20 protein-coding genes are annotated in these 23,110 nt (G+C 72.6%); 16 read left to right on the top strand and 4 right to left on the bottom strand.

The annotated features are described in order from the left end of the window. The first annotated feature begins 289 nt into the window (after positions 1-289). The 7 genes from ABZU69_RS14850 to ABZU69_RS14820 all read left to right on the top strand — a co-directional run bounded on the left by ABZU69_RS14850 (position 290) and on the right by ABZU69_RS14820 (position 9,021). Complete coding sequence (locus ABZU69_RS14850; protein WP_354964867.1) at positions 290-1,507, top strand: fused response regulator/phosphatase; 1,218 nt, start codon at positions 290-292, stop codon at positions 1,505-1,507. Further along, positions 1,504-3,252: an ATP-binding protein gene (locus ABZU69_RS14845; protein ID WP_354964866.1), complete on the top strand. Its 1,749-nt coding sequence runs from the start codon at positions 1,504-1,506 to the stop codon at positions 3,250-3,252. Before ABZU69_RS14850 ends, ABZU69_RS14845 begins: the two co-directional genes overlap by 4 nt. Then, complete coding sequence (locus tag ABZU69_RS14840; RefSeq protein ID WP_354964865.1) at positions 3,249-3,701, top strand: response regulator; 453 nt, start codon at positions 3,249-3,251, stop codon at positions 3,699-3,701. Before ABZU69_RS14845 ends, ABZU69_RS14840 begins: the two co-directional genes overlap by 4 nt. Beyond that, positions 3,694-4,503, top strand: a complete 810-nt coding sequence (locus tag ABZU69_RS14835; protein WP_354964864.1) for an inositol monophosphatase family protein — start codon at positions 3,694-3,696, stop codon at positions 4,501-4,503. The genes ABZU69_RS14840 and ABZU69_RS14835 overlap by 8 nt, the downstream gene beginning before the upstream one ends. A 193-nt stretch (positions 4,504-4,696) precedes the next feature. Beyond that, a complete protein-coding gene (locus ABZU69_RS14830) occupies positions 4,697-5,713 on the top strand; it encodes a hypothetical protein (RefSeq protein ID WP_354964863.1) in 1,017 nt (338 codons plus the stop codon). 36 nt (positions 5,714-5,749) lie between these two features. Next, positions 5,750-7,312, top strand: coding sequence for a fused MFS/spermidine synthase (locus tag ABZU69_RS14825; protein WP_354964862.1), 1,563 nt, complete (start codon positions 5,750-5,752; stop codon positions 7,310-7,312). A gap of 71 nt (positions 7,313-7,383) precedes the next feature. After that, positions 7,384-9,021 carry a serine/threonine-protein kinase gene (locus ABZU69_RS14820; RefSeq protein WP_354964861.1) on the top strand — a complete coding sequence of 546 codons (1,638 nt, stop codon included), beginning with the start codon at positions 7,384-7,386 and terminating at the stop codon, positions 9,019-9,021. 47 nt (positions 9,022-9,068) lie between these two features. On the opposite strand, the gene ABZU69_RS14815 is transcribed toward ABZU69_RS14820, so the two are convergent. Both ABZU69_RS14815 and ABZU69_RS14810 read right to left on the bottom strand, forming a co-directional pair. Continuing rightward, positions 9,069-9,737 carry a TrkA family potassium uptake protein gene (locus tag ABZU69_RS14815; RefSeq protein ID WP_354964860.1) on the bottom strand — a complete coding sequence of 223 codons (669 nt, stop codon included), beginning with the start codon at positions 9,735-9,737 and terminating at the stop codon, positions 9,069-9,071. Between the two features lie 156 nt (positions 9,738-9,893). Continuing rightward, on the bottom strand, positions 9,894-11,228 hold the full coding sequence (locus ABZU69_RS14810; protein ID WP_354964859.1) for a potassium transporter TrkG: 1,335 nt from the start codon (positions 11,226-11,228) through the stop codon (positions 9,894-9,896). A gap of 480 nt (positions 11,229-11,708) precedes the next feature. Between ABZU69_RS14810 and ABZU69_RS14805 the strand changes: the two genes are divergently transcribed. The 8 genes from ABZU69_RS14805 to ABZU69_RS14770 all read left to right on the top strand — a co-directional run bounded on the left by ABZU69_RS14805 (position 11,709) and on the right by ABZU69_RS14770 (position 20,786). Beyond that, positions 11,709-12,914, top strand: a complete 1,206-nt coding sequence (locus ABZU69_RS14805; protein WP_354964858.1) for a substrate-binding domain-containing protein — start codon at positions 11,709-11,711, stop codon at positions 12,912-12,914. Between the two features lie 3 nt (positions 12,915-12,917). After that, entirely contained in the window at positions 12,918-13,661 is a 744-nt protein-coding gene (locus ABZU69_RS14800) for an ABC transporter ATP-binding protein (protein ID WP_354964857.1), read from the top strand. Further along, complete coding sequence (locus ABZU69_RS14795) at positions 13,658-14,428, top strand: ABC transporter ATP-binding protein (RefSeq protein WP_354964856.1); 771 nt, start codon at positions 13,658-13,660, stop codon at positions 14,426-14,428. Before ABZU69_RS14800 ends, ABZU69_RS14795 begins: the two co-directional genes overlap by 4 nt. Then, positions 14,428-15,318, top strand: a complete 891-nt coding sequence (locus ABZU69_RS14790; protein ID WP_354964855.1) for a branched-chain amino acid ABC transporter permease — start codon at positions 14,428-14,430, stop codon at positions 15,316-15,318. Before ABZU69_RS14795 ends, ABZU69_RS14790 begins: the two co-directional genes overlap by 1 nt. Next, complete coding sequence (locus tag ABZU69_RS14785) at positions 15,315-16,439, top strand: branched-chain amino acid ABC transporter permease (protein ID WP_354964854.1); 1,125 nt, start codon at positions 15,315-15,317, stop codon at positions 16,437-16,439. The genes ABZU69_RS14790 and ABZU69_RS14785 overlap by 4 nt, the downstream gene beginning before the upstream one ends. 134 nt (positions 16,440-16,573) lie before the next feature. Then, positions 16,574-17,320 (top strand): SDR family NAD(P)-dependent oxidoreductase, encoded by a 747-nt coding sequence (locus tag ABZU69_RS14780; protein ID WP_354964853.1) that lies wholly within the window; start codon positions 16,574-16,576, stop codon positions 17,318-17,320. Between the two features lie 108 nt (positions 17,321-17,428). Next, entirely contained in the window at positions 17,429-19,561 is a 2,133-nt protein-coding gene (locus ABZU69_RS14775; RefSeq protein WP_354964852.1) for a DEAD/DEAH box helicase, read from the top strand. A 295-nt stretch (positions 19,562-19,856) separates the two neighbouring features. Continuing rightward, entirely contained in the window at positions 19,857-20,786 is a 930-nt protein-coding gene (locus ABZU69_RS14770; RefSeq protein ID WP_354964851.1) for a hypothetical protein, read from the top strand. A 21-nt stretch (positions 20,787-20,807) separates the two neighbouring features. Here ABZU69_RS14770 and ABZU69_RS14765 read toward each other — a convergent pair whose 3' ends face one another. Next, entirely contained in the window at positions 20,808-21,224 is a 417-nt protein-coding gene (locus ABZU69_RS14765; RefSeq protein WP_354964850.1) for a helix-turn-helix domain-containing protein, read from the bottom strand. Positions 21,225-21,474: 250 nt separating this feature from the next. Between ABZU69_RS14765 and ABZU69_RS14760 the strand changes: the two genes are divergently transcribed. After that, positions 21,475-21,921 (top strand): hypothetical protein, encoded by a 447-nt coding sequence (locus ABZU69_RS14760; protein WP_354964849.1) that lies wholly within the window; start codon positions 21,475-21,477, stop codon positions 21,919-21,921. Positions 21,922-21,942: 21 nt separating this feature from the next. Here ABZU69_RS14760 and ABZU69_RS14755 read toward each other — a convergent pair whose 3' ends face one another. Beyond that, positions 21,943-23,106 (bottom strand): SAM-dependent methyltransferase, encoded by a 1,164-nt coding sequence (locus ABZU69_RS14755; RefSeq protein WP_354964848.1) that lies wholly within the window; start codon positions 23,104-23,106, stop codon positions 21,943-21,945. Positions 23,107-23,110: the final 4 nt, after the last annotated feature.

The following is a 23,110-nucleotide window of genomic DNA, read 5'->3' as shown; positions in this document are numbered from 1 at the left end:
CTCGGGGTGGTGGTGCCTGGGGTGGCACCATCCTGCCCTCCGGCAGCCCCGGGTGGGACGGCCGGTCGGGTAGTCGTCGGGTGGGACGGCCGGACGCTCGAGTGTCCACCGTGCCCGGTTTGTCCTTCGGCGGGGCAGTGAGGCGGCCCATCCCCGGCCGCGCCGAGGCCGTCGTGTTGTGTGCGACCGTTGTCTAATACAGGATCAGCAGGGCACTCGGAAGGAGCCCGACATCACCAGCGATCTCCCGCGTCTCGCGGCGGTGACCCGGCCGCACCGGGGAGGCGGCATGGCCGGTTCCCCCGTTGTGCCGTACCCGCACGGCGGCTTGGCGCGGCACGCCAACCTACCGCCCGGTGAGCGGTTGCGGGTGCTGCTGGTGGAGGACGACGAGGGCGACGCCTTCCTGGTCGGCGAGCTGCTGGCCGAAACGAACTCGATGATCGACCTGCTGGTCGCCAGCAGCCTCAGTGAGGCGCGGCAGCGGATGATCGGCGTCGACTGTGTCCTGCTCGACCTGGGCCTGCCGGACGCGCAGGGCCTGGACGGCCTGCGTCAGGTGCTGGAGATGTCCAGTGGCGCCGCGGTCTGTGTGCTGACAGGCCGCTCAGACGAGCACCTGGGCATCGTGGCGGTCGCCGAGGGTGCGCAGGACTACCTGGTCAAGGGCCAGGTGGACGGGGTGCTGCTGACCCGGGCGCTGCGCTACGCGGTGGAGCGCAAGCGCGCCGACGTGAACGCCCGCCGGCTGCGCGAGGTCGAGCTGCGTCAGGCCGAGTCGGCTCGGCTCGAACGCGGCCTGCTGCCCCAGCCACTGATGTCCACCGACGAGGTGGCTGTGCACACCTTCTACCGGCCGGGCCGGCACGCCGCGCTGATCGGCGGGGACTTCTTCGACGTGGTGCAGACCCGTCCGGACCGCCTCGACCTGATCGTCGGGGATGTCTGCGGGCACGGCGTGGACGAGGCCGCGCTCGGCGTGGAGCTGCGGGTGGCCTGGCGGGCCCTGGTGCTGGCCAAGGTGCCGGACGACGAGGTGCTGCCGGCGCTGGAGCAGGTGCTGATGAGCGAGCGCCGCCTCCAGGAGATCTTCGCGACGGTGGCCACCACCCGACTCGACCTGGACGCCAACCGGGCGACCGTCCGGCTCGCCGGGCACCCGCCGCCGCTGCTGCTCGCGAACGGGCGGGTCGCCCCGGTGCCCGCGCCCGGGGGCCTGCTGCTGGGCGTACGACCGCGCCGCCCGATCGCCTATGACCTGGAGTTCGACACCGATGACTGGTCCCTGCTGATGTACACCGACGGCCTGATCGAGGGGCGGGTGGGCGAGGGCAACGAGCGGCTCGACGTGCCGGGCCTGAGCGGGCTGCTCGACGAGCCGGCCAACCGTGACGTGTCCCTGCCCGAACTGCCGGCGTGGCTGGTCGGCCGGGCCGAGCAGATCAACGGTGGCCCCCTCGCTGACGACGTGGCCATGCTGCTGGTCAGCCGTGGCGGTGGCCGGTGACGCCGGTGGTCGGCGGCTGGAGTCTGCGCCGCCGGGTCATCACCCTGCTCACCGTCGTGGGCGTGCTGTTGATCGGCCTGGCCGGGGCGGAGGCGGCGATGGCCGCGCGCAACCGCACCCAGATCGACGCCATCCTGAACGAGACCGGCCCGCTGCGGGTGCAGGCGCAGGAGTTGCTCAACGCGGTGCTCGACCAGGAGACGGCGGTTCGCGGGTACGCCGTCAGCGGTGATCCGAACGACCTGGGCCCGTACCAGGCGGGGCTCGACCAGGAGCAGAAGGTCGTCGCCGCGATGCAGGCCCTGCTCGACAACTACCCGCAGATCGGCCAGGAACTGCGGATCGTCGAGGAGCGGGCCGAGCAGTGGCGGCAGTCGGTGGCGTTGCCGGTGATCAGCACCACCGAGCAGAGCGGCACCAGCGCCGGTCAGGCGTTGGTCACCGAACGGGCCCGGCAGCAGTTCGACGAGGTCCGGTCGGCGATCGACGACCTCCAGCGGGAGATACTGGCGGCCCGGGAACAGTCCGCGTCTGACGTACGCAGCAGCAGCAACCTGCTGGTCGCGCTCTTGATCATTGCCGCGTTGGTGGTGGTAGTCGCCGGCGCGGTGCTGCTGCTCTCGCTGGACCGGATGGTGATCCGGCCGCTGATCGGGCTCGCCGACCAGGTCCGCGAGGTCGCCGAGGGCGACTACCAGCACGGCATCGCCACCACCGGCCCGCCGGAGTTCGTCCAACTCGGCGCGGATGTGGACGCGATGCGCCAGAAGATCGCCTCCGACCTGGCCGAGGTGCGGGAGGCCCGCGAGCGCATCGAGTGGGTCAACAGTCAGCTGCAGAAGCAGGCCGAGGAGCTGACCCGGTCCAATCGCGACCTGGAGCAGTTCGCGTACGTGGCCTCGCACGACCTTCAGGAGCCGCTGCGCAAGGTCGCCAGCTTCTGCCAGCTGCTCCAGCGCCGCTACGCCGGTCAGCTCGACGAGCGGGCCGACCAGTACATCGCCTTCGCGGTGGACGGCGCGCAGCGGATGCAGCGGCTGATCAACGACCTGCTCGCGTTCTCCCGGATCGGGCGGCTCACCAACGGCTTCGTCGAGGTCGACCTGAACAAGGTGATGGGCGACGTGGCCGGTCAGACCGAGGCCGCCCGGCAGTACGCCGACGCCGAGCTGACCTGGACCGAGCTGCCGGTGATCCGGGGCGAGGAGCCGCTGCTCACCAACCTGCTGGCCAACCTGGTCAGCAACTCGATCAAGTTCCGCCGCCCGGACGTGCCGCCGAAGGTGCACATTTCGACCCGGCTGGTCGGCTCCGAGTGGGAGATCAGCTGCCAGGACAACGGCATCGGGATCGAGCCGGAGTTCGCCGACAAGATCTTCGTGATCTTCCAGCGGCTGCACTCGAAGGACGCGTACCCGGGCACCGGCATCGGCTTGGCCATCGTCAAGAAGATCGTCGAATATCACGGCGGCCGGGTCTGGGTGGACACGGACGTACCGGAGGGCACGGCGATCCGGTTCACCCTGCCGGCGCTGCCCGAGGACGTCGAGCCGGCGGCAGCCGCCGCGGAGTCGCCGGAACCGCCGCAGGCGCCCGCGGCGGGTGTCGCGACCGGCGACGCCGTGCCCTCGAACGAGGCGCCGGCAACCTCCGCGGACCAGTCCGCCGGGGCGGACCGGCCGGACCGGGCCGACGGATCCCCGGAAGGCGGTAGAACGGGTGACATGAGGGAGACGGTGGGATGACCGCGCCGGCGGACGGCAAGAGCCCGATCGAGGTCCTGCTCGTGGAGGACGATCCGGGTGACGTGTTGATGACCCAGGAGGCGTTCGAGGAGCACAAGCTCCGCAACCGGCTGACCGTCGTGTCCGACGGCGCCGAGGCGCTCGCCTACCTGCGGCAGGAGGGCCAGTACGCCGAGGCCGTGACGCCCGACCTGATCCTGCTCGACCTCAACCTGCCCCGCCGCGACGGCCGGGAGGTGCTGGAAGAGATCAAGAAGGACGAGGAGCTGCGTCGGATCCCGGTCGTGGTGCTCACCACCTCGCAGGCCGACGAGGACATCCTGCGCAGCTACCAGCTGCACGCCAACGCCTACGTGACCAAGCCGGTGGACTTCGAGCGCTTCATCTCGGTGGTCCGGCAGATCGACGAGTTCTTCGTCAGCGTGGTCAAGCTGCCGCCGCGTGGCTGACGGCCTGCTCGACGACGTCGGTGACCTGCTCCGGGAGGCCGCCGACCAGATCGTGCTGCCGCTGTTCCGCAAGCTGGACGAGGCCGACGTGTCGGAGAAGGCGCCCGGCGAGATCGTCACCGTCGCGGACCGCCGCGCCGAGGAGCTGATCTCCGCGGGGCTGCGCCGGCTGCGGCCCGGCTCGATGGTGGTCGGCGAGGAGGGCGTCGCCGACGATCCGGGGTTGCTGCGGCACCTGCGCGACGGCGGGGACGTCTGGTTGGTCGACCCGATCGACGGCACCGCCAACTTCGCCGCCGGTCGCCGGCCGTTCGCCCTGATGGTGGCGTTGCTGACCGACGGGCGGCCGGCCGCCGGCTGGATCCTGGACCCGCTGGCCGGGATCCTGGCCAGCGGTCGGGCCGACGACGGCACCCTGCTCAACGGCCGGCCGGTGGGCGACACCGGTGCCGGGCCGCGCATGGGCGAGCTGCGTGGCGCCGCGATGACCCGGTTCCTGCCACCGGAGACCCGGGACCGGGTCCGTGCCGGTGGCCGGCGGCTCGGCGAGCTGCTGCCCGGCCAGCACTGCGCCGGCCGGGAGTACCTGGACATCCTCACCGGTGAGCAGCAGTTCGTCCTCTTCTGGCGCACCCTGCCGTGGGACCACGGCCCTGGCACCCTGCTGGTCCGTGCGGCCGGCGGCGTCGCCCGCCGGTTCGACGGGGTCGACTATCACCCGGCCGACGAGGGTCACGGCCTGCTCGTCGCGGCCAACGAGCAGGTCTGGGCCGAGGTGCACGACGCCCTGCTCGGCACCTGATCCGCGCACTCCGCGACGGTGGTGGCACGTTGCGTCGACACCGGAGCCGCCCAGCCGTCACGGGACTGGTCACCGGCGTGGCTTCCGGTATCGTGACCGGCGGTCTCCGCCAGCAGGCCGCCGACCGGCGCCGGCGGGGACGCCGCCGCGCAGTGGTTCACCGGGGGCCGGCGGTCGACGGAAGGACGCTTTCGTGCCCAGGATCAGGCTCAGCCAGCGACGCGGTCGCCGCGTGCTGCTCACTCTCGTCGCCGCCGCCGCGCTGGTGCTCGCCGGTGGCGCGGTGCCCGCGTACGCGGAGCCCGGCGAGGGCGGCAGCAAGAAGCTGCGGGACGCGCTGGAGCTGACCGCCAAGGGTCACATCGAGGCGAAGGCCAAGCTGGACAACTCCAAGCGTCGGCAGACGGCGCTCACCGGCGAGCTGAAGAGCGTCGAGGGCCGGCTGGTCGAGCTCACCGCCCAGGTCGGCGAGGTGGCCGCGCAGTCGTACCGCGCGGGCCGGCTCACCCCGGTGACGATGCTGCTCAACTCCGCCGACCCGCAGGCGTTCCTGCAACGCGCGGCCGACCTCGATCTGATGGCCCAGCGGGACGGCAAGCGGCTCCGCACGCTGACCGACGCCCGGCAGCAGGCGCAGCAGGCGAAGGTCGCCATCGACACGGAGGTCCGCGAGCAGCGGAAGCAGCTCGCCGTGATGGCGAAGAAGAAGAAGGAAGCCGAGGCGGCGCTCGCCGAGGTCAGCTCGGGCAGCAGCAACGGCTTCAGCGGCGGCAGCTCCGCCTCGGCCAAGCCGGCGCCGCGCAACTCGGACGGATCCTGGCCGTCAGAGTCCTGCTCGGTGGATGACCCGACCACGTCCGGGTGCATCACCCCGCGCACTCTCAACGCGCTCAAGCAGACCCAGGCGGCTGGCTACAAGCGGCACGTCTCCTGCCACCGCAGCGGCGGCGGCGGCGAGCACCCGAAGGGGCGGGCCTGCGACTTCGCGGCCGCCACGAATGGCTTCGAGGACCGCAACGCGACCGGCGGCGACAAGGCGTACGGGGACAGCCTGGCCGCCTGGCACGTGCGCAACGCCGATCGTCTGGGTGTGCTCTACGTGATCTGGTACAGGCAGATCTGGCATCCCGGCACCGGGTGGCGCTCGTACAGCGGCAGCGGCAGTCCGGCCGCCAGCCACACGAACCATGTTCATCTCTCGATGTACTGACCCGCGGCACCAGCTTGGCTGCGTACCATCGCGACGATGAGCTCCCCACCGTCCGATGTAGCGGCCCCGCCGGCTTCCTCGGCCCCGTCCGTGCCGGTCACCGGCCGGGCGCTGCCCAACGGCCTGGCCGCCTTCCTGGTCTTCTTCTCCAGCGGCGCCGTGCTGGTGCTGGAGACGGTCGCGCTGCGCCTGGTCGGCCCGTACGTCGGGGTGACCCTCCAGGTGACCAGTTCGGTGATCGGCATCGCGCTGGCCGCGATCGCGTACGGGGCGTGGTCCGGCGGCTGGCTGGCCGACCGGCGCGACCCGCGGGGCCTGCTGGCGCCGGCGCTGGTGCTGGCCGGCATCGCCACCGCGGTCACCCTGCCCGTGGTCCGGTACGCCGGTGAGGTGCTGCGCGGCGGTGCCGCCAGCGCCATCCTGCTGCTGGTGGCGCTGGCCGTGTTCGTGCCGGCGGCGCTGCTCGCCGCGGTCACCCCGCTGGTCGTGAAGCTCCAGCTCGCCGACCTGCGTCGGACCGGCCAGGTGGTCGGCCGGCTCTCCGGGATCGGCACCCTGGGCGGCATCACCGCCACCCTGCTCACCGGCTTCGTGCTGGTCGCCGCGCTGCCCAGCACGGTGATCCTGCTGGCGCTGGCGGTGGCGCTCGGGCTGGCCGGCATCGGCCTCGGCTGGTACCTGCGCCGGCAGTCGCGCACCGAGCTGCCCGGTCCGGCCAGGACCCGGGCCGCGCTGGCGGTGCTCGGCCTGGTCGGGGCGGGGCTGACCACCGTCGCGCCGAACCCGTGCGACATCGAGACGGCGTACCACTGCGCCCGGGTGACGTCGGACCCGGACCGGCCCAGCGGGCGGACGCTGCTGCTCAACTCGGCCCAGCACTCGTACGTGGACCTGGCCGACCCGAAGCACCTGGAGTACGCGTACACCAAGTGGATCGGCGCCGTCGCGGACGTGGCCGCGCCCGCCGGGCAGCGGCTGGACGCGCTGCACCTGGGCGGTGGCGGGTTCACCGTGCCGCGCTACCTGACCGCCACCCGGCCGGGCACCGACAACGTGGTGTTCGAGATCGACGGCGGGCTGGTCGAGCTGGGCGAGCGGGAGCTGGGCGTACGCCCGGGGCCGGGGCTGCGGGCGGTGGTGGGCGACGCCCGGATGCTGGTCGTCGGCGAGCCGACGGACAGTCGCGACCTGGTGGTCGGTGACGCGTTCGGCCACCTGGTGGTGCCCTGGCACCTGGCCACCCGGGAGATGGTCGCCGAGGTCCGGCGGGTGACCCGCCCCGGCGGGGTGTACGTGCAGAACGTCATCGACTACCCGCCACTGCGGTTCATCCGCGCCGAGCTGGCCACGGTGTCCGCCGAGTTCGCGCACGTCGCGTTGATCGCCCCGCCGGAGGCGCTCGCCGAGGAGCAGGGCGCGAACTTCCTCATCGTCGCCTCCGACGCGCCGCTGCCGCTGGCCGCCGTCCGTGCCCGGTTGGACGAGGTCGACCGGCGGGTCAGCCTGCTCTCCGGCGCGGACCTGACGGACTTCATCGGGGACGCGCTGGTGCTGACCGACGACTACGCCCCGGTGGATCAGCTGCTGGCCACCGCCTGATCGGGTGACATTCCTGACCGATTCCGATACCCGAGGTGTAGCCGGGCCGCACCTGGGCAACAACGGCCACCATGGGCGGTGGGGACCGGAACAGTGCGCAACTCCTCGATGAGCGGTACCGGCTGATCGAGCAGCTCGGCGCGGGCGGCATGTCGGTGGTCTGGCGGGGCTACGACGAGGTGCTCGGCCGGCAGGTCGCGGTGAAGGTGCTCGCCTCCCGGCTGGCCACCGACCGGGCCTTCCGGCACCGCATCCGCATCGAGGCGCAGGCCGCCGCGCGGCTCTGCCACCCGAACATCACCAACGTGTACGACTACGGCGAGTCCGAGCAGGCCGGCCTGACCGTGCCGTACGTGGTGATGGAGCTGGTCGACGGCGGTTCGCTGGCCGGCAGGCTGGGCCGGGAGGGGCGGCTGCCGTGGCGGGAGGCGGTGACCATCGGCGCGGAGGTCAGCTCGGCGCTGGCCACCGCGCACGCCCGGGGTGTGGTACACCGGGACGTCACGCCGGGCAACGTGATGCTCACGTCGACCGGGGTCAAGGTGGTCGACTTCGGTATCTCCGCGCCGGTGGGGGAGAGCGAGAAGGGGCCGGACGGGACGCTGCTCGGCACGCCCGCGTACCTCGCCCCCGAGCGACTGGACAACGGTCAGGTCTCCCCGGCCACCGACGTCTACGCCGTCGGGCTGCTGCTCTACCGGATGCTCACCGGCCGGCTGCCCTGGCAGGCCAGCACGACCACGCAGATGCTGCGCGCGCACATGTACAACGACCCCGACCCGATGCCGCAGGTGTCGGAGCTGCCCGACGAGGTGACCGACCTGGTGCGGCGCTGTCTGGCCAAGCAGCCCGGGGAACGACCCGCCACCGCCGAACTGGCCCGGACCCTCGCCGACGCGGCCGGAATGCTGGCGGCGGTGCCGGTCTCGCCGGCCGCCTGGCCAGTGGACCCGGCCGCGCTGGCCAGCGCCGGCACCACGATCCTGCCCTGGTCGGCGGAGACCGACGCGTTGCCGCTGTCGCGCACCCGCAACCGAAGCAGGCGGGCGACCAGGCGTCGGCGGGTTGAGGCCGGGGTGGCCGCCGCCAGCCTGCTCGCGGTCACCGGGGCCCTGTGGGGGCTCACCTCGCGCAGCCCGGCCAACGGCGGGGACCAGCCGCCGACCGAGGCCCGGATGGGTCTGCCGCCGGCGGCGCCCTGCGAGGTGGCGTACGCGCTGCGCGCAGACTCCGGCAAGGACTTCGCCGCCGAGCTGACCCTGACCAACACCGGGGGCAGCGCGCTGCGCGACTGGACGCTGAGCTTCACCTTTCCCGGTCAGCAGACGGTGACGAAGGCGCAGCCGGCCCCGGTGCGCCAGCAGGGCCGCACGGTGCTGATCCGGCCGGCGGCCCAGCGCGGCACGCTCGCGCCCGGCGCGGCCGAGAAACTCACCCTGGCGGGGAAGTACAGCGGGGCGAACCCGCTGCCGGTGGAGTTCCGGCTCGGCGACGCGACCTGCGGGGTACGGGTCTCCGGGGTGGCCGGCAGCACACCGTCCGCCGCCATGCCGAGCAACGCCGCCACGACGAAGGCCCCGCCCAAGGCGGCGACGGTCCGCGGCGGCTCCGGCTCGGGTGGGCCGGGCGGTGCCCCGACGAAGGCGAAGCCGGAGAAGCCCGGCAAGGGCAAGGGGCCGGGTGGTGGTTCGGGAAAAGGGGGAAAGTGACCAAGGGTGAGGGGAGGGGGCACGGCGGCGGGAAGAAGTGAGGCGGTTCAGCGGAGCCCCGCGAACCGTTGCACCTGGTCGATCCCACCCTCCACCACGAGCAGCCCGCCCTGGGGAAGTTCCGTGCTGTCCGACGCGTACTTGAAGCGCTCGCCGGGCAGCTTGGCGCCGATGACCCGGACCCCGTAGCGATCGTCCGGGCGCAGGTCGAGCACGGTGCGCCCGACCAGGGACTCCGGCACGCGAACGGTGGCGATCGCGAAGTCGTCGTCGAACTCGATGAAGTCGAGCAGCCGGCTGACGATCAGGTGTGCCACCCGGTCGCCCGTCTCCGCCTCCGGAAAGATCACGTGGTGCGCGCCCACCGACGAGAGAATCTTGGCGTGCTTCTGCGAGGTCGCCCGGGCCCAGATCTGCGGCAGGCCCAGCTCGGTCAGCGCCAGTACGGTGAGCACGCTCGCCTCCACCGAGGCGCCGATGGCCACCACCGCCCGCCCGAAGCTGGCGACGCCGACCTGCCGCAGCGCCCCGTCCTCGGTCGAGTCGGCCTGGACGACCCGGTCCAGCTGGGCCGACCAGCGCTGTACCCGGTCCGGGTTGCGGTCGATGGCCAGCACCTCGTGGTCCATCTGGGTCAGCGAGCCGGCCAGGTGGCTGCCGAACCGACCCAGCCCGATCACCACGACGCCGCTGCCGTCCGCTCGCCTAGCCGACACCTCGACCCTCCTCGCTGCCAGGGCCCGCGGTAGAGCCCCTGGCCGGCCTGCGGCAGGCCCAGATGACAACCAACCGCGTTGGAGATTCTTCCGGATGAAACACCGGTATCCGGAAGAATCTCCGCCTCCGCTCGACCGGCGACTCTGACACCGGTCCTAGCCGACAATGGGTTGTTCCTGCGGATAGCGGTAGAGCCGGCGTCGGGTGTTCAGTGCGATCGCCGACCCGAGGGTGAGCGGCCCGACCCGGCCGATGAACATCAGGACGGTCAGGGTCAGTTGGCCGCTGGCCGGCAGCTCGCCGGCCAGCCCGACGGTCAGCCCGGTGGTGCTGAACGCGGAGGTGACCTCGAACAGGGCCCCGACGAAGCGGACGCCCTCGGTGATCAGCAGCAGGATCATCGTGCCGGCCGTGACCAGCGCGACGCTGAGCAACGACACCGTGACGGCCTGCCGCTGGCTGGCGTTGGCCACCCGGCGGCGCCCGACCGTCACGTCCGGCTCGCCCCGCAGCTCCGCCCAGATGGTGAACGCCAGCAGGAAGAACGTGGAGACCTTGATCCCGCCGGCCGTGCTGGCGCTGCCGCCGCCGATGAACATGAGCACGATCAGCAGCGGGTAGCTCTCCTCCTGCAGGGCGGTGATGTCCAGGACGCTGAAACCCCCGGTGCGGCTCAACGCGATCTGGGTGAACGACGCGAGCACCTTGCCCCGGACGTCGTACGTGCCGATGGTGCCGACATTGGTCCACTCGGCGGCGAGCAGACCGGCGAAGCCGAGCAGGAGCAGCGCGACACTGCCCCAGATGGTCAGCTTGGTGGCCACCGCCCAGCGCCTCGGTCGGCGCCACTCGCGCGCCGCCTCGAACAGGGCGGGAAACCCGAGCCCACCGACGATCGCGCCGAACGCCAGCGGCAGCGACACCCACGGGTCGCGGTCGAACGCCAGCAGGCCTTCGGAGTAGAGCGCGAAGCCACCGTTGTTGAACGCCTGGATGGCGTGGAAGAGGCCCGACCAGAGGGCTCGCCCGGGTGGATACTCGTAGGCCAGCCAGAGCCGGCCGGCGACCAGCGCGGTCATCACCGCCTCGCAGGCGAAGACGGTGACCGCGATCCGGCGCAGCAGCCGGGCGACGTCACCGATGCCGAACTCCGCCGTCTCGGCCTGCACCAGAAGCCGGTTGCGCAGCCCGAGCTGGCGGGCGACCACCAGGATGACCAGTGCCGCGCCGGTGAGGATGCCGAGGCCGCCGAGCTGGGTGAGCAGGGTTATCACCACCAGTCCTCCGCCGGACCAGTAGTTGGGGGTGTCGGTGACCGCCATGCCGGTGACCGACACGGCCGAGGTGGCGGTGAAGAGCGCGGTGACCAGCGGCGGGCGCTGGTGTTCGACGGTCGCCCAACGCGCCATCAGCAGCCCGGTGCCGAGCAGGATCGGCACCAGAAACCCGAACGGCACCAGCCGCACCGGGTTGCGGAAAAACTGGCGCACCAGACAATCTTCCGTTTTCGCGCCGGGGTGTGAGCGGGAACGCCCATTCCGGAGGGTCCCCTGCCGCCGCTCGGCGGCGCACGCCCGTCCAAGATCACGCTTGATCCTGGATGTAGTGGTCTCCCGAAACGTCTGACACCACTACATCCACGATCCAGCACGACCTTGAGCGGGAGCGGCTTTGGAGCCGCTGCTGCGACAACCTGCTCGACGGTCGCCGGCGGTGCCCGCGCCCGGCGGCGCACGAGGGGCCCTGCGGTCGTTCGGGTGGATGAGTGCGACACAGCGGCCGGGCGGTCCGTGGGGGTTCGGGCCATCGGGAGGCCGGGCCCTCGGGTGGTAGTGCGGCCAGTTGTAACGTCCGGCTACCCCTCTCCTGTTACTTGTGTGTTTCCACCACATAGCTCGTGGGTGACGTCACTTCTAGCGTGGGCCGTCACGAAGAAGTTCTCTCCCTCCGAGTCCTCATGTGGAGTCGCAATGACGGTCCGGACGACGCGGCGGGTGTTCCTCTCCGCCGCCACGATGATGGCCGCGGCGTTGGCCGCCACGGCCTGTGGCAGCCCGCAGGACACCGCCACCGGCGGCGGCGACAGTGCCGCGCCGGTCAAGGTCGGCCTGGTGTACTCCCAGTCGGGTGCCCTGGCCAGTTACGGAAAGCAGTACATCGAGGGGTTCAAGGCGGGGCTCGACTTCGCCACCAAGGGCACCGGCAAGGTCGGTGACCGCAAGATCGAGCTGACCGAGGTCGACGACGCGGGCGACCCGGCCAAGGCGGTCTCCGCGGCCAAGAACCTGATCGGCAAGGGCACGAAGATCATTGCCGGCTCCACCGCCTCCGGCGTGGCGCTCCAGGTCGCGCCGATCGCGGCGCAGAACAAGGTCCTGTTCATCTCCGGGCCGGCCGCCACCGACGCGGTTACCGGGGCGAACAAGTACACCTTCCGCTCTGGTCGCCAGTCGTACCAGGACGTGGTGACCGCGAAGTCGTTCATCGGCGACCCGGCCGGCAGGAAGGTCGTGGTCTTCGCCCAGGACGGCGCGTTCGGCGACGCCAACGAGGCGGCGGTCAAGGCGGTCATCGGCGGCGCGGGCGCGACCGTGAGCAGCGTCCGGGCCCCGGCCAGCGCCACCGAGTTCACCCCGTTCGCCAGCCAGATCAAGACGGCCAAGCCGGATCTGCTCTTCGTCGCCTGGGCCGGCGCCACCGCCCCGGCCATGTGGCAGAGCCTCGACCAGCAGGGCGTGCTCTCCTCCACCACGGTCGTCACCGGCCTGGACATCCGGGCCTCCTGGCCGACGTTCGGCGCCGCCGGCACGAAGATCTCCTTCCTGTCGCACTACTTCGACGGGGCGAGCGACACCGAGGCGTCCAAGGCCGCCAAGGCGAAGATCCCCGGCGGCACGCTCGACCTGTTCCACCCGGACGGCTTCGCCGCCGCCCAGATGGTGGTCCGCGCGGTGCAGGAGGGTGGGGACGACGTCGACAAGATGGTCACCGCCCTGGAGGGCTGGAGCTTCGACGGGGTCAAGGGCAAGATGACCATCCGGGCCGCGGACCACGCGCTGCTCCAGCCGATGTTCCAGGCCAAGCTGACCGGCAGCGGCACCGCCTTCACGGCGACCGCGCAGAAGAGCCTCACCGGTGACGAGTCCGCGCCGCCGGCCGTGGCCATGAAGGGCTGACCCATGCTCGCCACCCGCGGTCTGACCTGGCGGATCGGTGAGGTCGCCATCGTCGACAGCGTCTACCTCGACCTGGCGCCCGGGGAGTTCCTGGGCGTGATCGGGCCGAACGGCGCCGGCAAGACCTCACTGTTCAACCTGATCACCGGCCTGCGCCGGGCCACGGAGGGCCGGATCACCCTGGACGGGCAGGACATCGAGGCGCTCCCGCCGCACCGGCGGGCCCGCCTCGGGTTGGGCCGTACCTTCCAGGCGTCGTCGGTCTTCGGCTCGCTCAGCGTGCGGGAGAACGTCCGGCTCGCCGTGCAGGCGCACCGCGGGGGCTCGATGAAACTGTGGCGGCGGGCGGCGGCCGACCGGGAGGTGGCCGCCGCCGCCGACGCGGCGCTCGACCGGGTCGGCCTCGCCCACCGGGGTACGGCGCTGGCCGGCACCCTCGCGCACGGCGAGAAGCGCAAGCTGGAGATCGCCCTGCTGCTCGCCGGTGAACCGCGGGTGATGCTCCTGGACGAACCGATGGCCGGGGTCAGCGCCGAGGACGTGCCCGAGCTGGTCTCGGTGATCAAGTCGTTGACCGGGGACAGCGGCCGGGCGGTGTTGATGGTCGAGCACCACATGGACGTCATCCTGGAGCTGGCCGACCGGATCGCCGTCATGCACCACGGCGCACTGCTGGCCTGCGACACCCCGGAGACGGTGATGGCCAACCCCACGGTGCAAGAGGCCTATCTCGGAGAGGCGCTATGACCGAGCCGATCCTGAACGTGGAGGATCTGTCGGTCCGGATCTCCGGGCTGCACATCCTCCAGGGCGTGTCCTTCACGGTCGCACCCACCGGCGTCACCGTTCTGCTCGGTCGCAACGGTGTCGGCAAGACCACCACGCTGCGCGCGATCGTCGGCCTCACCCCGCCCGCCGGGGAGGTCCGCGGCACCATCCGGATGGGCGCGCAGAGCCTGCTGGCCCGCCCCACCCACCGGCTGGTCCGCGGCGGGCTCGGCTACGTGCCGGAGGACCGCTGCGTGTTCGCCGGCCTCACTGTCGCGGAGAACCTGCGGCTGGCCGAGCGGCGCGGCGTCAGCCCGGCGTACGACAAGGTCTTCGCGCTCTTTCCGGAGCTGGACCGGCGCGGACGGCAACGGGCCGGCTCGCTCTCCGGCGGGCAGCAGCAGATGCTCGCGATCGGCCGGGTGCTGCTCAACGACAACCGGCTGCTGCTGGTCGACGAGCCGACCAAGGGGTTGGCGCCGAAAGTGGTGACCGAGGTGGCCGAGGTGCTGGAACGGGTCGCGGAGTCCGTGCCGGTGCTGCTCGTCGAGCAGAACCTGGCGGTGGTCCGGCGGCTCGCCAGGGACGCGGTGGTGCTCGCCGCCGGCAAGGTCGCCTGGACCGGTGACGCGCAGGAACTGCTGCTGGAGACGGCGCTGACCAGGTCCCTGCTGGGCGTGGGCAGCGGCGAATCGCACCACCCGGCAGAGCCGGGCCGCGCCGCGGCGGGGAAGGACGGCCACTGATGGGGACCGTGATCCTGTTGACGCTGACCGGGCTCGGCCTGGCGGCGCTGTACTTCCTGGTCGCCTCCGGGTTGTCGCTGGTCTTCGGCCTGGCCGACGTGCTCAACTTCGCGCACGGGCTGTTCCTCGGCGTCGGCGCGTACGCGACGTGGTGGGCGGCGGGCAACCTGCCGGGCGCCGGGTCGGACGGGTTCGGCTTCGTGCTCGCGGTCGTCTTCGGGGTGGCCGCCGGCACGCTGGTGGCGGTGCTGGTCGAGCTGGTGCTGATCCGGCCGCTCTACTCGCGCACCATCGAGCAGGTGCTGGTCACCGTCGGCCTCTCGCTGGCCGGGGTGGCGCTGCTCCAGGCCACCTGGGGCGCCGACGCCCGGCCGTTCCCGCGGCCGGACTGGACCCGGGAGGTCACCGGGATCCTCGGCGCGCAGGTGCCCAACGGCGGGCTGCTGCTGATCATCGCGGCGGTGCTGGTGCTGGGCGCGCTGCTCGCCTTCCTCCGCTGGACCCGCTACGGCCTGGTGATCCGGGCCGGGGTGGAGAACCGGGAGATGGTCACCGCACTCGGCATCGACGTGCGCAAGGCGTTCACCCTGGTCTTCGCGATCGGTGGGGCCGCCGCGGCGCTGGCCGGGGCGCTCGGCGGGGTCTACTTCGGCACCGTCTCGCCCGGGCAGGGCAGCTCGCTGCTGATCTTCGCGTTCATCGTGGTGGTGATCGGCGGGATGGGCTCGGTGGTCGGCTCCGCGTACGCGGCGGTCGCCGTCGGGCTGCTGCAACAGTTCGTCAACTACTACGGCCCCTCCGGTCTCGGCGACGTCTGCGTGGTCGGGCTGCTGGCCGTGGTGCTGCTGCTGCGCCCCCAGGGCATCGCCGGAAAGGTGGCAACGGCATGACCGAGGTCAAGAGCCCCGAGGTACCCGCCCCGCCGGCGGCGGTACCCGCCGAGCTGACCCCCGGTCGCGGGCGGTGGCACCGGGTACGACCGTTCCTGCCACTGGTCGCGCTGGTGGTCGCGCTGATCGTGCCGTACTCGACGCTGCCCCTGCCGGGGATCTTCGAGGGACCGCTGAACTCGCCCGGCACCCTGCAGGTGCTCGCCGTCTGCCTGGTCTTCGGTGGCCTCGCTGCCGGTTACGACCTGCTCTTCGGCCGAACCGGGATGCTCTCCTTCGGGCACGCGCTCTACTTCGCCGCCGGGGTGTACGGCACCGACATCCTGGTCACCAAGGCCGGGTTGCCGCTCTGGCAGGCGGCGCTGCTGACCGTCACCGGCGGGACGATCCTGGCCGCGCTGCTCGGCGCGGTGGCGCTGCGTACGGTCGGCATCGCGTTCGCCATGGTGACGCTGGCCTTCGCCCAGGTCGGGGCGATCCTGGTGGCCCGTGACTTCGGTGGCTTCACCGGCGGTGAGGAGGGCCTGCCGCTGGACGTCTCCGGGCTACCCGCCGGGCTGGTCGGGGTGACCAACACCGTCAACCTCTACTGGTTGGCGCTGGCGTACCTGACCCTGGTGGTCTTCGTGGTGCACCGGGTCTCCGGCTCGCCGACCGGGCGGGTGCTGGCCGGGTTGCGCGACGACGAGCGCCGGATCGGCGTGCTCGGGCTCGACCCGTACCGCTACAAGCTGGTGGCGTTCACCCTGGCCGGCGGGCTAGCGGCGGCCGGGGGAGCGGTCTACTGCCTGATCGTCGGCGGCGCCTCGCCGCACATCACCTCGTCCGAGCTGACCCTGTCGCTGCTGGTCATGGTGGTGCTCGGCGGGCCGGGCACGCGGTGGGGGCCGGTGCTCGGCGGCGTCCTCTACATGTACCTGGACCACCGGCTCACCGCGTTCGGCAGCTCCGACGCGGTGGAGAGCCTGCCCGCCGTGCTCAGCCGGCCGCTCTCCCAGCCCCTCTTCGTGCTCGGCACCCTCTTCATCCTGGCCGTCTACTTCTTCCCCGGCGGCCTCGCCAGCCTCGGTCCCCGCCTGACCCTCCTCCGCCGCTCCCTACTCCCACCCTCCCGCCGCTGACCCACCCCCGCACCCCGCCCCGGCCGCACCCCGCGTCTCACCCCGTCGATCATGAAGTTATAGCCGTGACAAGCCGCGGCGGATGGCGATAACTTCATGATCGACGGGGTTCTGCGCCAGGGGAGGTCGGGGAGATGGACTCGCGGGTTGCGGTTGTCAGTGGGGGCGGGACCGGGATCGGGGCGGCCGTCGCGAGGGTTCTTGCCCGGGACGGGTACGACGTACTGATCGTCGGGCGGCGGGTGGAGGTGTTGACGGCCACCGCCGAGCAGATCGCCGCCGACTGCGGGCGGCCGGACGCCGTCACCGCCGTGACCGCGGACCTGACCGACCCAGAGCAGCTCGACCGGGTCCTGGCGGCGGTCGGCGGTCGACCGGTCGACGTGGTGGTCAACAACGCTGGCGGCTACCTGGGCGGGGACACCGGCACGTTGGCCGGAACCGCCGCACACTGGCGGGCCAACCTGGACGCCAACGTGCTCACCGCCGTGCTGCTGACCGAGGCGCTGCGACCGGCCCTGCGCCGTCCGGGCGGCCGGGTGATCCTGGTCAGTTCGATCGCCGCGCAACGTGGCGGCGCCGGGCCGTACTCGGCGGCGAAGGCGGCGCTGCACGGCTGGGCGTACGCCCTGGCAGCGGAGCTCGGCCCGGAACAGATCACGGTCAACGTGGTCAGCCCCGGCTACGTCGCCGACACCGAGTTCTTCGGTGACCGGATGACGCCGGAGGGCCACGCGACGCGGGTCGCGGCGACCCTGGTCGGGCGAGCCGGGCTACCGGACGACGTCGCCGAGGCGGTCCGCTATCTGGCCAGCCCGACAGCCGGCTACGTGACGGGCCAGGTCCTGGGCGTCAACGGAGGCTCAGTCCTCGGCCGCTGAGCACCCGCACCCTGTTGATCAAGAGGTTTGCGTCAGGATTCGGCCGGAGGATGACGCAGACCTCTTGATCAACAGGGGGATGACGGACGGCGCTGGTAGAAATGCCGGGTGGAGACAGCAGAGCGGGCGTCGGTACGGGAGCGGGCCGAGGCGGTGCTGCGCCGGCTGGCCGGTGAGCACGCCCGGCTGCGCGAGGACCAGTGGCGGGCGATCGAAGCGCTGGTCGTGGACCGGCGGCGGGTGCTCTGCGTGCAGCGCACCGGCTGGGGCAAGTCGGCGGTCTACTTCGTGGCCACCGCGCTGCTCCGAGACAGCGAGCAGGCCGACCAGGCCGGCCCGACCGTCATCGTCTCGCCCCTGTTGGCGCTGATGCGTAACCAGGTCGAGGCGGCCGCTCGAGCCGGCATCCGGGCCCGCACGATCAACTCGGCGAACCTCGACGAGTGGGACGAGATCACCGCCGAGATCCAGACCGGCGCGGTGGACGTGCTCCTGATCAGCCCGGAGCGGCTCAACAACCCGGACTTCCGCGACGGCGTACTGCCGAAGCTGGCCGCGACCACCGGGCTGCTGGTCGTCGACGAGGCGCACTGCGTCTCCGACTGGGGGCACGACTTCCGGCCGGACTACCGGCGGCTGCGCACCTTCCTCGCCGAGCTGCCGGAGCGCACCCCCGTGCTGGCCACCACCGCCACCGCCAACACCCGGGTCACCCAGGACGTGGCCGAGCAGTTGGGTGACGCCCTGGTGCTGCGCGGCACGCTGGACCGGGAGTCGCTGCGCCTCGGCGTGCTCGACCTGCCCAGCCCGGCGCACCGCCTGGCCTGGCTCGCGGACCACCTGGACCAGCTGCCCGGCTCCGGCATCGTCTACACGCTGACCGTCGCGGCGGCTGGGGAGACCGCCGAGTTCCTGCGCACCCGGGGCTACCCGGTGGCCTCGTACACCGGGCAGGCCGACGACGCCGACCGGCGGGCCGCCGAGCAGGACCTGCTGGACAACAAGATCAAGGCGTTGGTCGCCACCAGCGCGCTCGGCATGGGCTTCGACAAGCCCGACCTGGGCTTCGTCGTCCACCTCGGCGCGCCGCCCTCGCCGATCGCCTACTACCAGCAGGTCGGCCGCGCCGGCCGCGCCGTCGAACACGCCGAGGTGCTGCTCCTGCCCGGTGCCGAGGACGCCGCCATCTGGCGCTACTTCGCCTCGCTCGCGTTCCCTCCCGAGCAGCAGGTGCGGGCCGTGCTGGCCGCCCTGCACACCGACCGCCCGCTTTCCACCCAGGCACTCGAGCCGCTGGTCGACCTGCGCCGGGCCCGGTTGGAGCTGATGCTCAAGGTGCTCGACGTGGACGGCGCGGTCCGCCGGGTGCGCGGTGGCTGGCTCGCTACCGGCGAGCCCTGGGTCTACGACGAGGCCCGGTTGCGGCGCGTCGCCGAGGCGCGCACCGTCGAGCAAGAGGCCATGCGGGAGTACGCGACCACGTCCGGCTGCCGGATGCGGTATCTACGTGAGTGCCTCGACGACACCGGGGCGGCCGACTGCGGCCGGTGCGACCGGTGCGCCGACCCGCTCTTCGGCTCGGACGTGTCGACGGCCGCGCTCACCGCCGCGCAGACGTTCCTGGGGCGGCCCGGCGTGGAGATCGCCCCGAAGAAGCTGTGGCCGACCGGGCTGGACGCGGTGGGCGTACCGCTGAAAGGCCGGATCCCCCCGGCGGAGCAGGCGCTGCCCGGGCGTGCCGTGGGGCGTCTCTCCGACCTGGGCTGGGGTGGTCGGCTGCGCGACCTGGTCGGCCCGGACGCTCCCGACGCCCCGGTGCCCGACGATGTGGCCGCAGCGGTGGTGGAGGTGCTGAAGGCGTGGGCGCACGGCGACGACCCGTGGCCCCGTCGCCCAGCGGCGGTGGCCGCGGTCGGCTCCCGACGGCGGCCCCGGCTGGTCGGCTCGCTGGCCGAGCGGATCGCCGCCGTGGGTCGGCTGCCGCTGCTCGGCGAGGTTTCCCCGACCGGTCCGGGTGGCGCCGGCGGGCCGCGCGGCAACAGCGCCCAGCGGGTCCGCGCGCTGCATGACGCGTTCACCGTGCCGGCCGAGCTGGCCGACGCGCTGGCCGGGCTGGCCGGACCGGTGCTGCTCGTCGACGACCTGGTCGACTCGGGATGGACGATGACGATGGTGACCCGGGTGCTGCGCCAGGCTGGTGCGCCGGACGTGCTTCCGCTCGCCCTCGCTGTGGCCGGCTGAGCCCGCCGAGCCGCCCTCGCCGGCCGTTCCGCAGCCCGACGGGCGGTCCCCTCCGGCGTCCGCCGCCCCTGGCCGGTCGGCCAGCCCTGGTGGTGGCGGAAAAGTTCCCGGGCAGGGCGGATTGCGACAGTCGCCACGCCGCCCCGGCGTCGCCCGGGACCGGCCGGCCGCGGCGGTACCGTGGGCGGCATGACCGATCAACCGTCCGTCACCGCGTACGCCATCCCCGGGATGACCTGCGAGCACCGCGTGCGGGCGGCCGTCGGCGACGGTGTCCACGCGCTGGACGCCAGCGGTGCCTGACCGGATCTCCACCACGCCGGACCGGAGCACACTCCGGCTGGCGCTGGTGGTCGGCGGGCTGGTACTCGCGGTGCTGCTCGGCTTCGGCCTGGGTCGGATGAACGCTGGCGGCGCCACCAGCGCCGGCGGTACGGCGCTGGCCGCCGACCACACCCACCCGCCGGGCACGGAACCGCACGACCACGGCAGCGCCACCGTTGCGGACCAGGGCGCGGGCGCGGAGCCGGGCGGCCTGTCGGTCAGCTCCGCCGGGTACACCCTGGCCCCCGAGGCCACTGAGTTCCCGGCGGGCCGTTCCGGGCAGCTCCGGTTCCAGGTACGCGACGCGCAGCGCCGGCCGGTCACCCGCTTCGCCGTGGTGCACGACAAGCCGATGCACCTCATCGTGGTCCGCCGGGACCTGACCGGCTACCAGCACCTGCACCCGACCATGGCGCCGGACGGCACCTGGTCGGTGCCGTTGACCCTCGCGCAGCCCGGCGTTTGGCGGGCGTACGGCGACTTCACCGTGGTCGCCGACGACGGCGGCCAGACCGCGGTGACCCTCGGCACGGACCTGGTCGCGCCCGGCGGCTACCAGCCCCGTTCGCTGCCGGCGCCGGCCACCTCGACGGCGGTCGACGGGTTCACGGTGGGCTACCAGGGCGGCCCGCAGGCCGCCGCGACGGTGCCGCTCACGTTCCGGATCGACGCCGCTGGCGGCGCCGCCCCGCTGGAGCGCTACCTCGGGGCGTACGGGCACCTGGTGGCGCTACGCGAGGGCGACCTGGCCTACCTGCACGTACACCCTGAACCGGAACTCGTGGACGGCCAGGTCAAGTTCTGGCTGACCACCCCCGGCCCCGGCCGCTACCGCCTCTACCTCGACTTTCAGGTAGCCACCAAGGTCCACACCGCAGAGTTCACCCTCACGGTCCCCTAACCCCCCGGGGCGGGGCCGGGGTTAGCCGGCGCGGCGGATGGGGCGGCGGGCCAGGTAGCGGAGCAGGTCGCGGATGTGGTGCTTCTCCTCGGCGGGGACGGTGGGGTCGGCCAGCCGGTCCAGGATGGCGCGAACGTCCGCCTCGACCGGGCCGTCGTCGTTGCGTCGGCGGGGTGCCGGGCCGGCGTCGGGCAGCCCGAGCGCCCGGAACGCCGCCGCGACCGGCAGATCCAGCGCGGAGCAGAAGCCGCGCACCTTCGCCAGTTCGGGGTAGTCCTGCCAGTCACCGGCCAGCCAACGGAACACCGTGGAACGGCCCACGCCCGTGTGCGAGGCAAGGTCGGTGACCGTCCACCCGCGTTCGTCGCGAGCGTCGTCGATGGCGCGCCGGACGAAGCGGGCGAAGGCCATCTGTGGTGAAACGTCTGCGGAACCCATCCCTGCGGGTCTTCCCCTTCCGGCCGAAGCACTGGGGCATGCGCTTTCCGAGGGTAGTACGCCGAGGGGTGGAAACAATTGACTGACCGCACAAACTGTCCCGTGGATGGGACTTTTGCTGAGCCGGAGTATCGGCCAGGCCGGAACGCGTACCCAGCGATCATCGTCGTTCTTCCACTAGGCTCGGTGCCCGTCCCGGCATGGCGTGCTCGCCTGCCGCGTCCGACCGGACCACCTGTCGAGGAGCACCATGGCCGACTTGAGCCGCCCCCAGCCGTACCAGCCCGGTGCGGTGAGCCTCTTCTTCGTCGCCAAGGCCGGCGTCTTCGCCGCCGCGCTCTGGATCTGGTTGCTGGTCCTGGTGCTCCGCACCGACGCGGCGACCGGCGCGCACGTGCTCGCCGCCACTGGCGCGATCACCACCACGCTGGTGGCAGTGGTGCTGGGCGCTCGGATGGCGTTGCAGCACAACGCCGCCGTGCGGCACGCGGAGATGAAGAAGCTGCTGGTCGACATCTCCTGGAACGCCTTCGCTGCGGCCGGCAACGCCGAGAGCGCGGGCAAGGTGGTGCCCTTCCCAGCCGGCGCGGCCGACAGCGAGTGGGCAGCCCAGCGGGCGGGCAGCGACCGGGTGTCGGTCTTCGACCGTGGCTCTGGCGGGCGGGACCGCGGCAGCAACGGCGACCGCCGTCGCTAGCCGAGGGGCGACCCGTCGTCGTTAGGCGGCGGGCGGCTCGTAGGTGGCGAGCAGGGTCTCCAGCCGGGGCGTGACCCGCCACTGGTCCACCAGCTCGCGATACTCCGCACGTTGCGGACCGGTGGCCCCGGTACCGGTACGGCGGGCCCGGATCAGCAGGTTGCGCGGGGTGTGCTGCGAGTCCACGAACTCCACCACCTCGGCCCGGTACCCGTGCACCCGCAACAACCCGGCGCGCAGCGCGTCGGTGAGCACGTCGGCGAAACGCTCCCGCAGGATGCCCTGTCGGGTCAGCAGCTCGTACGGGGCCGGGGTGGGTTGGGCGCGTAGCTGTTTCGCCAGGTCGTGGTGGCAGCAGGGCGCGGCGAGCACCCAGCGGGCCTCCCAGCGCACCGCGCGGGCCAGCGCCTCGTCGGTGGCGGTGTCGCAGGCGTGCAGCGCCAGCACCAGATCCGGTGCGGGGTCGACGACAGCGTCGGCGATCGTGCCGGCCACGAAGCTGACCCGGTCGGCCCAGCCCAGTCGCTGTGCCAGCTCGGTGTTGCGCCGCCGCTGGTCCTCCCGGACGTCCACGCCGATCAGCTCGACGGCGAGCCCCCGGCCGGACAGGTAGCGGTACGCGGCGAAGGTCAGGTACGCGTTGCCACAGCCCAGGTCGACCACCCGCAGCGGACCGGTCAGGTCGTCCGGCAGGGTCGCCGCCAGGGCCCGCAGGAACGCGTCCACCTGGCGGCGCTTGGCCGCCGAGCCGCCGATCTCGGCGAAGATCTCATCGCCCGGGTCCAGCAGGTACTCCTTGGCCCGGTCGTTCCCGGCGGGTGGCGCGACCGGCCGGGCCGGCGCGGCGGCCCGGTGCACCTGCGCCTCGCCGGACTTCGTCACCCGGAGCTGGAGCGTCGCGTCCGTCGTCTCCACGTGCCAGTTGCCGAACGGCTCCGCCAGCAGCTCGTCGATCGCCGCGGCGGTCTCCGGGCCGGGGGTGACGTTGCGGGTGTACGGGCGGGCACCGTCGGAGGTGGCGATCTGGAGGCGCGGCCCGGCCTTGAGGGTCACCGGCCGCAGCTCGGCCCGGACCACCGTCGGACGGCGGCCACGGCGGCGCCCGGCGGCGACCGCCCGGGTCAGCGCGGGATCGAGCAGCAGTGCCCTGACCTGGGACAGGGCGGCGTCCAGTGGTTCCGGCATCGTT

Origin of the sequence: Micromonospora sp. NPDC005206 (assembly GCF_040608175.1) — a bacterium.
Classification (GTDB): Bacteria; Actinomycetota; Actinomycetes; order Mycobacteriales; family Micromonosporaceae; genus Micromonospora.
Note: the sequence above shows the minus strand (reverse complement) of the source record. Positions and strands in the feature narration are given on the sequence as shown.